The organism is Actinophytocola sp. (assembly GCF_045807065.1).
GTDB lineage: Bacteria > Actinomycetota > Actinomycetes > Mycobacteriales > Pseudonocardiaceae > Actinophytocola.
This window is the reverse complement of record NZ_JBJMIE010000719.1, coordinates 1-13,603: the sequence shown is the minus strand read 5'-3', so window position 1 is coordinate 13,603 and position 13,603 is coordinate 1. Positions and strand designations below refer to the sequence as shown.

Sequence of the window (13,603 nt, the reverse complement as noted above, 5' to 3'; positions counted from 1 at the left end):
CCTGTTCACGTACTACTCACACCGGCCGGCCAGGCTGCTGCGCTGGCACCCCGGCCCCGGCGTCGAGCTGGCCGGCGCGGCGGAGTACCTGTGCTGGCCGGCGTACCGCGCGACGGCGCGGGGCGTGGAGTTGGGTCCGCTGCCGGAGTCGCGGCGCTCGTCGGTCGAGTTCGTCCACCGGCTGCTGAGCGCGACCGCGGCCCGTGCGCCGCGCCTGGGCTGCTTCGGGCTGCACGAGTGGGCGATGGTGTACCGGTCGCCGGACGTGCGGCACGAGGACTGGCCGCTGCGGCTCGGCGGGGCCGGCACGGACGCGGTCGTCGAGTCGCTTCCCGTGCGGTGCACGCACTTCGACGCGTACCGCTTCTTCACCCCGGCCGCGCGACCGCTGAACCTGGTGCGGCCACAGCGATCCGACCAGGTCGCGCTCGAGCAGCCGGGCTGCCTGCACGCCGGGATGGACCTGTACAAGTGGGCGTACAAGCTGGACCCGTACGTGCCGTCCTCGCTCGTGGCGGACTGTTTCGAGCTGGCACTGGACATCCGGTCGCTGGACATGCGCGCGAGCCCCTACGACCTCACCCCGCTCGGCTACGCTCCGGTCCGGATCGAGACGGCGCACGGGCGGGCCGAGTACCGGCGGGAGCAGGCGGAGTTCAGCGAGCGGGCGCGTCCGCTGCGGGCCAGGCTGATCGCGTTGTGCGAGGAGTTGCTCGGCTGAGGAGGCACGGGTGCGGGCGTTGTTGTTGGTACTGGTCCTGGCGCTCGCCGGGTGCACCACCGAGGTCGGTGGCGCACCCGTCGAGAGCTCTTCCGCACCCAGCTCGGTGGACGTGGCGGTCCCGATCGAGATGCGGCCGGTGACCGCGGACGGCGCCACGGTGCTGGCGGACCCGGCCACCGGCGAGTCCCTGAAACTGGCGGACCCGATCATGACGATCCGGCGGCTGGACGGGGCCGAGGTCACCAACGACAACGGCCTGTGGGCGCTGAACCTCGACCTGAACACCCAGGACGCCAAGACTTTCGCCGACTGGACGACCGCCCACACGGGCGAGCGACTCGCGATCGTCATCGACGACGAGGTGGTCGTCGCGCCGACCATCCAGAGCGCGATCACCGGCGGCGAGGTCCAGATCAGCGGCGATTACACCCGCAACGACGTCGACAAGTTGCTGGCCAGGATAAGCGGGCGTTAGCTCGTCCCGTCAGTGCGAAGCGCCGGCCCGGGGATCACTGGTAGGCCTCGATGGGCGGGCAGGAGCAGACCAGGTTGCGGTCGCCCTTCGCGCCGTCGATGCGGCGGACCGGCGGCCACAGCTTCGGCCCTGACGCGCCCTCCGGGTAGACGGCCTCCTCGCGGCTGTACGCGTGGTCCCACTTGCCCGCGATGGACTCCGCGGTGTGCGGGGCGCCGCGCAGCGGGTTGTCCTCCAGGGGCCAGTCGCCGCGGGCGACGCGGTCGATCTCGCGGCGGATGGAGATCATGGCCGTGCAGAAGCGGTCCAGCTCCGCCAGGTCCTCGCTCTCGGTGGGCTCCACCATGAGCGTGCCGGCCACCGGGAACGACATCGTCGGGGCGTGCAGGCCGTAGTCCGCGAGGCGCTTGGCGACGTCGTCGACCGTGATGCCCGTCGCCTTGGTGATGCCGCGCAGGTCCAGGATGCACTCGTGCGCGACGAACCCGCCCTCACCGGCGTACAGCACCGGAAAGTGCTCGTTCAGCCGCTTCGCCACGTAGTTCGCCGCCGCGACCGCGGTCATGCTCGCGCGGCGCAGGCCGGTCGCGCCCATCATCCGCACGTACGTCCACGAGATCGGCAGGATCGAGGCGCTCCCCCACGGCGCCGCGCTGATCGGGCCGACCCCGGTCCTCGGGCCCGCCTTGGGCTGCAGCGGGTGGTTCGGCAGGTACGGCGCGAGGTGCGACCGCACGCCGATCGGGCCGACGCCGGGACCGCCGCCGCCGTGGGGGATGCAGAACGTCTTGTGCAGGTTCAGGTGCGACACGTCCGCGCCGAACTTCCCGAAGCGCGCCAGGCCGATCAGGGCGTTGAGGTTCGCACCGTCCACATAGACCTGACCGCCCGCGTCGTGCACCAGCCCGCACACCGTCCGCACGGTGTCCTCGTACACGCCGTGCGTCGACGGGTAGGTGATCATGATCGCGGCGAGGTCGTCGCGGTGGGCGTCCACGGTGGACCGCAGGTGGTCGACGTCGATGTTCCCCTTGTCGTCACAGCGAACCACGACCACCTTCATGCCGGCCATCGCGGCGCTGGCGGCGTTGGTGCCGTGCGCGCTGGCCGGGATGAGGCAGACGTTGCGCTCGCCGTGGCCGTTGGCGCGGTGGTAGGCGCGGATGGCGAGCAGGCCGGCGAACTCGCCCTGGCTGCCGGCGTTGGGCTGCAGGCTCACCGCGTCGTAGCCGGTCAGCTGGGCGAGCCAGTCCTCCAGGTCGCCGACGATGCGGAGCAGCCCGGCCGCGTCGGTGACGGGCGCGAACGGGTGCAGGTTCGCGAACTCCGGCCAGGTGATCGGCTCCATCTCGGCTGTGGCGTTGAGCTTCATGGTGCACGAGCCGAGCGGGATCATGCTGCGGTCGAGCGCGACGTCCTTGTCCGACAACGCACGCAGGTAGCGCAGCAGCGCGGTTTCCGAGTGGTGCGTGGAGAACACCGGGTGCGTGAGGTACTCGGAGGTGCGGGCCAGCGCCGCCGGGTAGGCGTCGGGCGTCTCGGTGTCGAGCGCGTCGACGTCGCCGCCGATGCCGAACGCCGCCCACAGCAGGCGCAGGTGCTCGCGGGTCGTGGTCTCGTCGCAGGCGACGGCGACGAGGTCGGCGGACACGCGGCGGATGTTGATGCCGCGGTCGCGCGCGTTGCCGACGATCTCGTCCGCGCGGTGCGGTGTCCTGACCAGGACGGTGTCGAAGAAGTGCTCGTGCGCGAGGTCGAAGCCGCCGTTCCGCAGCCCGGCGGCGAACACGGCCGCCATGCGGTGCGCGCGGGTCGCGATGTTCCGCAGGCCCTGGGGCCCGTGATAGACCGCGTACATCGAGGCGACGATCGCGAGCAGCACCTGCGCGGTGCAGATGTTGCTGGTGGCCTTCTCGCGGCGGATGTGCTGCTCGCGGGTCTGCAGCGCGAGCCGGTAGGCGCGGTTGCCGTCCGCGTCGACGCTCACGCCGACGAGCCGGCCGGGCAGCTGCCGTTCCAGGCCCTGGCGGACGGCGAGGTAGCCGGCGTGCGGGCCGCCGAAGCCCATGGGCACGCCGAACCGCTGGGTGCTGCCGGCGACGACGTCCGCGCCGATCTCACCCGGTGGGCGAAGGAGGGTGAGCGCGAGGATGTCGGCGGCGACGACCACCTGCGCGCCGCGCTCGTGGGCCTGGGCGATGAAGTCCTCGTGGTCCGCCACGGCGCCGCTCGCCCCGGGGTAGGACAGCAGGAGGCCGAAGAACTCGCCGTCGGGCAGCCCCTGTGTGACGTCGACCACCTCGACCTCGATGCCGAGCGGCTCGGCGCGGGTCTCGATCACCGCGATCGTCTGCGGGAACGTGTCGGCGTCGACCAGGAAGCGGTTCGACGTGGCCTTGCCGGCGCGGCGGACGAGCGTCATGCCCTCGGCGGCGGCGGTCGACTCGTCGAGCATGGACGCGTTGGCCAGCGGCAGACCGGTCAGGTCGGCGACCATGGTCTGGAAGTTGAGCAGGGCCTCCAGCCGGCCCTGGGAGATCTCCGGCTGGTAGGGCGTGTAGGCCGTGTACCAGGCGGGGCTCTCCAGCACGTTGCGGAGGATGACCGGCGGGGTGACCGTGCCGTAGTAGCCGAGACCGATCATGCTGGTCAGGGGCTTGTTCCTGGCCGCGAGCGCACGCAGCTCGGTCAGCACCTGCGCCTCGGAGGCGGGTGGGGGCAGTCGCAGGTCGGGGTTGTTCTCGCGGATCGACTCGGGCACCGTCCGCTCGACCAGCTCGTCGAGCGAGCCGACGCCGACGACGTCCAGCATGCGGGCGAGCTCCGCGGCCCGCGGCCCGATGTGCCGGTCGGCGAACTGGGTGCCGTCCTCGAGGGCGGCAAGGGGGATCCGGTCCTGGGTCATCTGGCACGCCTCCGGGCATCGGGGTGGGCATGGCTGCGCTGCCCTCCCCCTCTGTCCGTGCACGGTATGACGTGCGCCTGAGAGCTTCGTCCACGCGCGGTGAACTTGCACCTTCGGCGGGCCGGGGCCACTTTCCAGAGGCGTCTCACTCACGCGGTTCGGGTGCCTGAGAGGTTCCGGGGAGGATTTGCTCCTTCGGCGCCGAGCGCTCTGCTCGAACTCTCCCGCGTGGGATCGGCGACTACCCACGTAGCCTACCCGCTCCCCCGCGTGTCCAACACAAAGGACCCGCGTGTCCAACGCGGACGACACACGAGTTCAACGCTGCGGACACACCTGGTCAACATGGTCGCGCCGCGCACCGGCCGCGTTTGTCGAACTCACCCGTCCGGCGCGTTGGACACGCGGGTTCTGGGCGTTGGACACGCGCGGGTCAGCCCGCGTTGCGGGCCTTGCGGCGAGCGGTCAGCTCGTCGTCGGTAAGCGTCTCCACTATGCCGCCGTCGGCGCGTTCGGCCGGGAACTCGTGGATGGTGCCGTTGATCTCCTGCATCGCGCCGGAGACGGCGATGCCGAAGACGCCCTGGCCGCCCTGCAGCAGGTCGACGATCTCCTCCGGGGAGGTGCACTCGTAGACGGTGGTGCCGTCGGAGAAGAGCGTGATCCTCGCCAGGTCGCGGACACCGCGGCGGCGCAGGTGCTCCACCGCCACCCGGATGTTCTGCAGCGACACCCCGGTGTCGAGCAGCCGCTTGACCACCTTCAGCACCAGGATGTCCTTGAACGAGTACAACCGGGCGGAGCCGGACCCCTGGGCACTCCTTATGGTCGGTGCCACCAACCCCGTGCGCGCCCAGTAGTCCAGCTGGCGATAGGTGATGCCGGCGATCTGACAAGCCGCTGGTCCGCGGTAGCCGACGAGCTCGTCCGGTCCGGAAGAGTCCGGAAACAGCTCACCCTGCTCACCGGTGACGGGACCATACTCGACCACGCCTGCCTCCAGTCTCCTGCCAGCTACGAGCCTGAAAACCGCAGGCTCGTAACACGACGGTAGGTCCGCGGGGAGACGGGGTCAACGCGACGCGCGGGCAACAGGTCGCAAACCTAAACCTGTCGTAGAGACTTTGTTACCAACTATGTATCCGCGCCTCGAAAGTCCTCCGGCGAGACGCTGTCGAGGAACTCGCGGAACTTCTCGACCTCGTCCTCCTGCTCGTCCGGGATGATCAACCCGGCCTCCTGGAGCACGGAGTCCTCCGCATGGATCGGCACGCCGACCCGCAGGGCCAGTGCGACCGAGTCGCTCGGTCGCGCGGATACCCGCACGTCACCGTCGAAAACCAGCTCGGCGAAGAACGTGCCCTCCCGCAGGTCGGTGATACGCACCTGCTCGAGCTCCCGTCCCAACGCCCCGATCACGTCCTTGAGCAGGTCGTGCGTCAGCGGCCGCGCCGGCCGCACCCCCTGCTGCTCCAGTGCGATGGCCGTCGCCTCCACCGAGCCGATCCAGATCGGGAGATAACGCTCACCTTCGGTTTCGCGTAGCAGCAAGATCGGTTGATTGGCCGGCAGTTCCACCCGCACGCCCACGACTCGCATCTCGCTCATCGGGTTCGCCTCCCTCCGCAAGCTCAGCGAGGATATGCACCCACACCATCGAGGATCGCTCATCGCTGGCCTCGACGCTACCCGCCATCGGGTTCCAACGCTCGTGTAATCGGATCGATGTTCAAGCATCGATGCCCGTAAGCGCCAACGCTGTGATCATCAGCTTACTTCCCGGCGATGCCCCGCAGCCCGGCCTTGACCAGAAGTGTGTGCAGGCCTACGGACAGTGCGGCCAGCTCGCGGACGGTCTGACCGACCCGGTCGTCGTCCCTGCGCACGGGCGAGACGATCTGCTCCACGAGTCCGACCTCACGGTCGGCGGCCGCCCGGAAACCCCGCAGGTGCCGCGGCTCGACGCCGAACGCGGCCAACGCCTTCGCGGTGGCGGCGATCTGCGCCGACACCGTGTCGTACAGGCCGGCCTGGCCCGGTCTGACCAGGCCGAACTCCTCCAGCTCGGCCAGCAGGGATGCCTCGACGCCGGCGCTTTCGAGCAGCTCCTCCCGCGTCATCCGCCGGATCGGCTGCTCTTCGAAGTCCTCGGCGGTGGGCAGCCCGTCGGCCGGCACGGCAGCCAGCACGCGCGGCCGGGCAGCACCGTCGGCCGCGTCCAGCTGTTCCTTGATGACCTTGAGCGGCAGGTACCGGTCCCGCTGGGCGGCCAGCACGAACCGCAGCCGCTCGACGTCGGCCACGGTGAACTGCCGGTAGCCCGAGGCGGTGCGGGCCGGGGTGACCAGCCCTTCCGACTCGAGGAACCGGATTTTGGAGATGGTGACGTCCGGGAACTCCTCGCGCAGCCGGCCAAGCACCGCACCGATGCTCAGCCGGTCGCCGGTTGGCCTCCCGGCCGCCGTCACCTGTGCCTCCGGACAGCCCTAGCGTGCGTTGGCGCCAGTGAGGAACACCAGCCGGAACTTGCCGATCTGCACCTCGTCGCCGCCGGCGAGCACGGCCGAGTCGACCGGCTCCCGGTTGACGTAGGTGCCGTTGAGGCTGCCGACGTCGATCACCACGAACTCGCCGCCCTCGCGCCGGAACTCCGCGTGCCGCCGGGAGACCGTGACATCGTCGAGGAAGATGTCGCTGTCCGGGTGGCGGCCCGCGCTCGTGGTGTCGCGGTCGAGCAGGAAGCGGGAACCCGCGTTCGGCCCGCGCTTGACGACGAGAAGAGCCGAACCAGCCGGCAGAGCGTCGACACCGGCGACCGAAGGCTCCGGCGCTGGCTGCTGCTCGGTTCCCTCGGCCTCGAGGAAGTCGGCCCGGAAGACGGATGTCCGCTCCGGCGACTGCTCCGGCGGCACGCCGGGCCCGTCGTTGGTGCTCACCTGAGCTCTCCTCCTGCTGGTCCTACTTCGTACGCAGCAAACCTACCGTGCGCGATCAGGGCTCCTGGAGGTGACTCCCCTGATCACTCCTTCTCGGTGAGCTCCTGGTAGGCGGCCGCGTCCATCAGCTCGTCCAGGGCGCTCACGTCCACGGCGTTGATCTCCACGATCCAGCCCTCGCCGTAGGGGTCGGAGTTGATCAGTTCGGGGGTGTCGTCGAGGGCGTTGTTGACCGCGACGACCGTGCCGGACACGGGCGCGAAGATCTCCGAGACGCTCTTGGTGGACTCGACCTCCCCGAGCGGCGTGCCGGCTTCCACCGCGGCGCCCACCTCGGGCAGCTCCACGAACACGACGTCACCCAGCTGGTCCTGGGCGTATGCCGTGATGCCGACGCGCACGGTGCTGCCCTCGGTGATGCTCAGCCACTCGTGCTCGTCGGTGTACTTGAGGTCTTCCGGCGTCACTGAACTTCCTCCGCGCTCGGGGTTTGGCCGAATGGTAGAGGGGGCGGGGCCGGTGTGCTCGCGCGCAGTGCCGCACGCGTCTGCACCAGGTAGAGCAGGCCCGACCAGACGAACAACGCACTGCCCCAGACGACGAACGCGTACGCGAACGGGCGGACGACCGTGGCGAAGTCCGAGGCGCCCTGGGCGATCAGCAGCAGCGGCATCGCGTACATCAGGTTGAACGTCGCGGCCTTGCCGATGTAGGTGACCTCGGGCGGCCCGAAGCCCGCCCTGCGCAGCACCCAGATGCAGACGCCCACCATCAGGTCGCGGCCGACCAGCACCAGCGCGAACCACAGCGGGATGATGCCGCGCAGCACGAACGCGACCACCGTGGCCAGCGTGTACAGCCGGTCGGCGGCCGGGTCGAGGATCGCGCCGAGCCTGCTGGCCTGGTTGAGCCAGCGGGCGATCTTGCCGTCGGCCCAGTCGGACACGCCGCTGTAGACCAGCACGGCGAGTGCCCAGCCGTCGGCCTCCGGCCCCAGCAGCAGCCACAGGAACAGGGGAACCAGCGCCAGGCGGATCACGCTCAGCGCGTTCGGGATGGTGAGCCACCGGTCGGGCAGCTGCTCGGGCGGGGGTGCCATGGCCCGCAGCGTATTCGCCGGTCAGCGGGTGGCGCGGGTCAGGCTCCAGCCCCGATGGTGGAGGTCCGCGTCGGTGAGGGACCGGGGCCTGCCCCGGTCGTCGACGCCGATCCAGCGGGCGTCCTCGCGGACGAACGCACGTCCCTGGCACCACACCACGCGCCCCTGAGCGGTCGGCAGTGTCTTCTTCTCAGCCATGTCCTCGCTACCTGCGGTTGATCAGTCCCTCCCCATCGTCCTGTCGGAGACCGAACCCGATTCGTTATCCAATCGATCGACGGGCGCCCACATCGTGGACACCGGTGCCGCGGCCACGGCGTACCCGAACGTCTTGGTCAGCAGGACCGCCCCGGTCACGGTGGTCGCCGGCGCCACGGACCCGGCGAAGGCCTCCCGCACCGGCACCTCTCCCACCAGCCGGACCGCGCGCTGCATGTCCTCGCCGCGCAGCATCGCCGACCACGCGGCGGCGACGCTCGGGAAGGTGGCGGTGCAGCGGACGTCCCCGCCACCGCGGACGGTCAATCCCGCCGACCGCAAGGCGCCGTCGAGTCCGCCGTCGGTGCCGGTCGCGGGTGGCAGCAGGCCGAGTCGGCGCAGGTGGCCCGCGAAGGTCTCCGCCCAGCAGCCGGACGATCGGACCCAGCTTCCGACCGCGACCAGACCGCCGGGGCGGACCACCCGCGCCAACTCGGTGAGGACGACGCCCTCGCTCGTCGCCCTCGCGGTGACCACGTCGAACGTGCCGCTGTCGAACGGCAGCGCCTCGGACGGGCCGGCGAGCCGCAGGTCCGCGTCCGGCAACGCCCAGCGGGCGATCTCCAACCGCGCGACCGCGGCGTCCGTGCCGGCCACGAGCGCCCCCCGCCGCTCGGCCGCACGCAGCAACAGTCCGACGCCGCACCCGACGTCGAGCAGCCGCTTCCCGTCGACCCGACCCAGCGCGGCCAGCATGGCCTGGTGCATGGGCCGGAGCCGCTGCTCCGGCAGTGGCGGCCAGTCCTGGCCTCGGTCCGGTAACGGATACCCGTCGGTCGTGGTGGTGATCATGTCCTGCTCCCTGCGTCTCACCGCCGTCAATACTCGCCCGACCAGGGGTCGGGACACATTGGGCATAGCCTCAGATCGGTCCCGGCCGTGACTTAGGCCAGCGCATACTGTTCCGCGTGTCACGACGGGTGTCGGTGCCGGAGCTGATCGGTCGGCGGGATGAGCTGGCCGTGCTGACGGACGCGTTGGCGGACGCGGCGGCCGGCACGGGGCGCCTCGTGCTGGTCGTGGGGGACGCGGGCGTCGGCAAGACCCGGCTCGTGCAGGAGTTCGCGGACCGGGCCGCGCGGACGGGCACGACCGTGCTGTCCGGCGGCTGCCTGCAGCTCGAGGCCGACATCCCCTACGCGCCGTTCGACGAGGCGCTGCCCGGTGAGTTCTTCGCGGGCACGCCCGACCGGGCGACCGAGTTCCGGCGGGTCGCCGAGACGATCGCCGGGGCCGGCCAGCCGGTCGTGCTGGTGCTGGAGGACCTGCAGTGGGCGGACGCGTCGACCCGGGACCTGCTGGTGTTCCTGCAGCGGGCGCTGCGGCACGCGCCGGTGCTGCAGATCGGCACGCACCGCTCCGGTGAGGTCGGCGGGGACCACCCGGTGGCCGGCATGGTCGCCGAGCTGGCCAGGCTGCCCCACGCCGAGCGGCTGCGGCTCGAGCCGCTGACGCCCAAGGAGACGACGGAGCTCGCGCGTGGCCTGCTGGGCGTGGAACCGGGCCGGGAGATGGTGACGGTCCTGGTCTCGCGGGCCGAGGGCAACCCGTTCTTCACCGAGGAGCTGATCGCGGCGTGGCCGGCGCGCGGCGAGGTGCCGCAGACCGTGCGCGAGGTCGTGATCACCCGCCTGGCACGGCTGACCGAAGGCGCGCGGCACCTGTCCCGGCTGGCGTCGGTGATCGGGCGCACGGTGTCGCACGACCTGCTCGCGGAGCTGGCAGAGCTGCCCGAGGTGGACATCGGCGCCTCGGTGCGGGACCTCGTGCACCACGGGCAGCTGCTGGCCGGTGAGGACGGCTACGCGTTCCGGCACGCCCTGATCCGCGAGGCGATCTACGCGGACCTGCTGCCCGGTGAGCGGCGGGCGGCGCACGCGCGGGTGGCCCGGTTGCTCGCCGCCCGGCCGACGCCGGTGGCCGAGCTGGCGCACCACTGGGACGCGGCCGGCGAGGTGGACGAGGCGCTGGTGGCGTCCGTGCGGGCCGGCGAGTCGGCGAGTGCCGCGTTCGCGCACGCCGAGGCGCACGCGCACTACGAGCGGGCACTGCGGCGCTGGCGGGAGGCGTCCGCACCCGAGGCGCTGACGGGTCTGGACCTGGACACGCTGCTGGAGCGGGCGGCGGTCGCCGCGAGCATCGCGAGCCGGAACAGGCGGGCGGTGGAGCTGACGCGGGAACGGCTGTCGCTGCTGGACCCCGCCGCCGAGCCGGAGAAGGTCGCGCTGGCCTACGCGGAGCTGGCGCACCGGGCGTGGGCGTCGGCGGACTGGCCGCTCGCGCGGTCGGCGAACCAGTGTGCGCTGGAGCTGATCCCGGCCGGCTCGCCATCGCGGGTGTCGATCCTGGCCCACCGGGCCGGGCTCGCGATGCTGTCGTCGCGCCACCACGACGCGCTGCGGTTCGCGCGCGAGCTGCTGCCGGTGGCGTCCGCGGCCGGCGACACCACCTCCTACGCCCGCGGGCTGATGGTGCTGGCGATCTCGCTGATCGGCACGGGCCATGCCGAGGAGGGCCTGTCGTACCTGCGGCAGCACCTGGCGGTCGCCAACGAGACCCGGGTGCCCCGCCTGCTGGGGGTCAACTACGCGAACCACCCCGAGGCGCTGGTGTGGCTGGACCGGCCGGCGGAGGCGCTGGCGCTGGCCCGTGAGGGCGTCGCGCGGGCGAGTGAGTTCGGCTTCGACTTCTACCTGCTGCTGATCGTGGGCAACCAGGTGCGGGCGCTCGCTGAGCTGGGCCGCTGGGACGAGGCGCTCGACGCCGCCGACGACCCGGCCGACCAGGGCGCGGACGCCTTCACCCGCCTGCCGATGGACCTGGCACGGGCGGACCTGAGCCTGCGGCGGGGCGACCTGGCCAGGGCCCGGGCGTTGCTCGCGGCGTGCGCGGAGGTGCTGACGGGCCAGGACGACGTGCAGCACGGCACGGAGCTGTCGGCGCTGCAGGCCCTGCTCGCGCTGCGGGAGGGCCGGTGGCCGGACGCGCGCGAGGCGGTCCGCGAGGGGCTGCGGGTGGTGCTGCCCGCGGACAACCAGCACCGCGCGGCCCGGGTGGTGTGGGTGGGGGTGCGGGTGGAGGCGGACGCGGGGCTGCCCGACTCGTCGGCGCGGGCCGACGAGATCCTGTCGGCCGGTGAGGCACGGCTGGCCGCCCTGGAGGCGGACGGCGCCCTGCTGCTGCCGCGGACCCGCCGGTACCTGGCCCTGGCGCGGGCGGAACGGAGCCGCCTGGCGACGCCGTCCCCGTCCGCGTGGGAGGAGGTCGACGCGGCGCACGACCGGTACCTGCTGGGCTACGCGCGGTTCCGCTGGGCGGAGGCGGTGTTGCTCACGCGCGGGCCCCGGCAGCAGGCGGTCACCGCGCTGGCCGAGGCCGCGGCCATCGCGGCCGAGTTGGCGGCCGCACCGCTCGCCGAGGACGTCCAGGCGCTGGCGGAACGCGCCCGCATCACCCTGCCCGCGGTCACGCCGGCCGAACCCGTCTCGGCGGACCCGGACGGGCTGACCGCGCGCGAGGCGGAGGTGCTGGCCCTGGTGGGGCGGGGCCTGACCAACGCGGAGATCGCCGCGGAGCTGTTCATCAGCGTGAAGACGGCCAGCGTCCACGTGTCGAACATCCTGCGGAAGCTCGGCCTGAAGAGCCGGATCCAGGCCGCGGCGGTGGCTCAGCGCCGCGGCGTGTGACCCGCCTCAGGACGCCACGGCCGCCGCGGCCTCCGCGACCGCGGGGTCGTCGACCACGCCGGCCTTGCCGCTGCGGGGCCGGCCGAACCACGAGGCCGCACCCGCGACCAGGCTCGCGATGATCGCGAACCAGAACGCCACGTGCAGGCCGTCCGCGAACGGTTCCGTGATCAGGCTCGGGAAGAAGCTGTGGCCCGTCAGGAAGCTGGCCTGCTCCGGCGACAGCGACCCGAGCGACCCGCCCAGCAGGTGCTGGATCGGGTTGTAGCCCAGGAAGGCCGCGAACAGCACGCCGACCGCCGGCAGCTGCGCCACCTGGTTCGCCGCCTGCGCCGAGACGCCGTGCGCGGTGAGGCCGGTGCTCATCGCGGTGGGCAGCGACGAGGCCAGGCCCGCGATCATGAGGCTGAAGAAGACGCCGATGGACAGCACCATCGCCGAGTTCTGGAACGTCGCGGTCATGCCCGCGCCCACACCCCGCGCGTTGCCGGGCAGCGCCGACATGACCTCGGCCCGGTTCGGGGAGGTGAACATGCCCATGCCGATCCCGTTCAGTACCAGCACCGCGGCGAACAGCGGGTAGGGGAAGTTCACCGGCAGCTCGGTGAGCAGGAAGAACGTCAACGTCGTCAGGACCATGCCGCCGGTGGTGAAGAACGCGGCACCGCGCCGGTCGGAGAGCGTGCCGGACAGCGGCGCGGCGATCAGGAACCCGACCGTCATCGGCAGCATGTAGATGCCCGCCCACAGCGGCGTCTCCTCGTAGGAGTAGCCGTGCTGCGGCAGCCAGATGCCCTGCAGCCAGATGATCAGGATGAACTGCAGGCCACCGCGGCCGAGCGACGCCATCAGGTTCGCGATGTTGCCCAGGGTGTAGACGCGGATGCGGAACAGCGAGAGGTTGAACAGCGGCTTCTCGACCCGCAGCTCGATCCAGACGAACAACGCCAGCACCGCGAGGCCGCCGATCAGCGCGCTCAGTACCCACGGGTTGGTCCACCCCATCGAGTGACCCCCGTACGGCTGGAGCCCGTACGTGATCGCGACCATCACGGAGATCAGGCCGACGGCGAAGGTGATGTTGCCGCCCCAGTCCAGGTGCGCCTTCTGCCGTTCGGAGGTGTCGTGCAGCTTGAGGTACGCCCAGATCGTGCCGACCACACCGAACGGGACGGACACGAGGAACACCCAGTGCCAGTTGATCGGCGCGAGCACGCCGCCGACCACGAGCCCGAGGAACGACCCGGCCACGGCCGCGACGCCGTTGTTGCCGAGCGCGAGGCCGCGCTGGTTGGTCGGGAACGCGTCGGTCAGGATCGCGCTCGAGTTGGCCATGAGGAACGCGCCGCCGACGCCCTGGACCACGCGCCAGCCGATGAGCCAGAGCGCGGCCGCGTCGCCGGTCTGCCACGTGACCGCGAGCAGGATCGACGAGATCGTGAAGATCAGGAAGCCCAGGTTGTACATACGAGCGCGGCCGTACATGTCGCCGAGGCGACCGAAGCTGACCACCAGCACGG

Annotated in this window: 13 protein-coding genes and 1 riboswitch; of the genes, 3 read left to right on the top strand and 10 right to left on the bottom strand. The window is 71.6% G+C overall.

Features of this window, described 5'->3' with window-relative positions; genetic code table 11:
- Positions 1-721: 3-methyladenine DNA glycosylase (locus tag ACJ73U_RS42455; RefSeq protein ID WP_407783449.1), on the top strand; the 721-nt coding region annotated here is incomplete at its 5' end.
- 10 nt (positions 722-731) lie between these two features.
- Entirely contained in the window at positions 732-1,199 is a 468-nt protein-coding gene (locus ACJ73U_RS42450; RefSeq protein WP_407783448.1) for a SecDF P1 head subdomain-containing protein, read from the top strand.
- Between the two features lie 34 nt (positions 1,200-1,233).
- Here the strand turns inward: ACJ73U_RS42450 and gcvP are convergent, their stop codons facing one another.
- The 9 genes from gcvP to ACJ73U_RS42405 form a co-directional block, all read right to left on the bottom strand.
- Entirely contained in the window at positions 1,234-4,104 is a 2,871-nt protein-coding gene (gene gcvP / locus ACJ73U_RS42445) for an aminomethyl-transferring glycine dehydrogenase (protein ID WP_407783447.1), read from the bottom strand.
- Between the two features lie 144 nt (positions 4,105-4,248).
- Positions 4,249-4,341: riboswitch (glycine riboswitch) on the bottom strand.
- A gap of 196 nt (positions 4,342-4,537) precedes the next feature.
- Positions 4,538-5,095, bottom strand: coding sequence for a MerR family transcriptional regulator (locus ACJ73U_RS42440; RefSeq protein ID WP_407783446.1), 558 nt, complete (start codon positions 5,093-5,095; stop codon positions 4,538-4,540).
- Between the two features lie 143 nt (positions 5,096-5,238).
- Positions 5,239-5,712: a bifunctional nuclease family protein gene (locus ACJ73U_RS42435; RefSeq protein ID WP_054046144.1), complete on the bottom strand. Its 474-nt coding sequence runs from the start codon at positions 5,710-5,712 to the stop codon at positions 5,239-5,241.
- Between the two features lie 164 nt (positions 5,713-5,876).
- Positions 5,877-6,572, bottom strand: coding sequence for a MerR family transcriptional regulator (locus tag ACJ73U_RS42430; protein WP_407783445.1), 696 nt, complete (start codon positions 6,570-6,572; stop codon positions 5,877-5,879).
- Between the two features lie 18 nt (positions 6,573-6,590).
- On the bottom strand, positions 6,591-7,040 hold the full coding sequence (garA, locus tag ACJ73U_RS42425; protein ID WP_407783444.1) for a glycogen accumulation regulator GarA: 450 nt from the start codon (positions 7,038-7,040) through the stop codon (positions 6,591-6,593).
- Between the two features lie 83 nt (positions 7,041-7,123).
- Positions 7,124-7,507 (bottom strand): glycine cleavage system protein GcvH, encoded by a 384-nt coding sequence (gcvH, locus tag ACJ73U_RS42420; protein ID WP_407783443.1) that lies wholly within the window; start codon positions 7,505-7,507, stop codon positions 7,124-7,126.
- A complete protein-coding gene (locus ACJ73U_RS42415) occupies positions 7,504-8,139 on the bottom strand; it encodes a CDP-alcohol phosphatidyltransferase family protein (RefSeq protein ID WP_407783442.1) in 636 nt (211 codons plus the stop codon). Before ACJ73U_RS42415 ends, gcvH begins: the two co-directional genes overlap by 4 nt.
- A 21-nt stretch (positions 8,140-8,160) precedes the next feature.
- Positions 8,161-8,337 (bottom strand): hypothetical protein, encoded by a 177-nt coding sequence (locus ACJ73U_RS42410; RefSeq protein WP_407783441.1) that lies wholly within the window; start codon positions 8,335-8,337, stop codon positions 8,161-8,163.
- Between the two features lie 21 nt (positions 8,338-8,358).
- Positions 8,359-9,189: a class I SAM-dependent methyltransferase gene (locus ACJ73U_RS42405; protein WP_407783440.1), complete on the bottom strand. Its 831-nt coding sequence runs from the start codon at positions 9,187-9,189 to the stop codon at positions 8,359-8,361.
- A 116-nt stretch (positions 9,190-9,305) separates the two neighbouring features.
- Here ACJ73U_RS42405 and ACJ73U_RS42400 point away from each other — a divergent pair, with 116 nt between their 5' ends.
- Positions 9,306-12,083, top strand: a complete 2,778-nt coding sequence (locus tag ACJ73U_RS42400; protein WP_407783439.1) for an AAA family ATPase — start codon at positions 9,306-9,308, stop codon at positions 12,081-12,083.
- Between the two features lie 6 nt (positions 12,084-12,089).
- On the opposite strand, the gene ACJ73U_RS42395 is transcribed toward ACJ73U_RS42400, so the two are convergent.
- Positions 12,090-13,603: MFS transporter (locus ACJ73U_RS42395; protein ID WP_407783438.1), on the bottom strand; the 1,514-nt coding region annotated here is incomplete at its 5' end.

Coding starts and splice junctions, on each gene's coding strand:
- ACJ73U_RS42405 (WP_407783440.1), bottom strand. CDS start 9,189: ATGATCACCACCACGACCGACGGGTATCCGTTACCGGACCGAGGCCAG.
- ACJ73U_RS42410 (WP_407783441.1), bottom strand. CDS start 8,337: ATGGCTGAGAAGAAGACACTGCCGACCGCTCAGGGGCGCGTGGTGTGG.
- ACJ73U_RS42415 (WP_407783442.1), bottom strand. CDS start 8,139: ATGGCACCCCCGCCCGAGCAGCTGCCCGACCGGTGGCTCACCATCCCG.
- ACJ73U_RS42435 (WP_054046144.1), bottom strand. CDS start 5,712: ATGAGCGAGATGCGAGTCGTGGGCGTGCGGGTGGAACTGCCGGCCAAT.
- gcvP (WP_407783447.1), bottom strand. CDS start 4,104: ATGACCCAGGACCGGATCCCCCTTGCCGCCCTCGAGGACGGCACCCAG.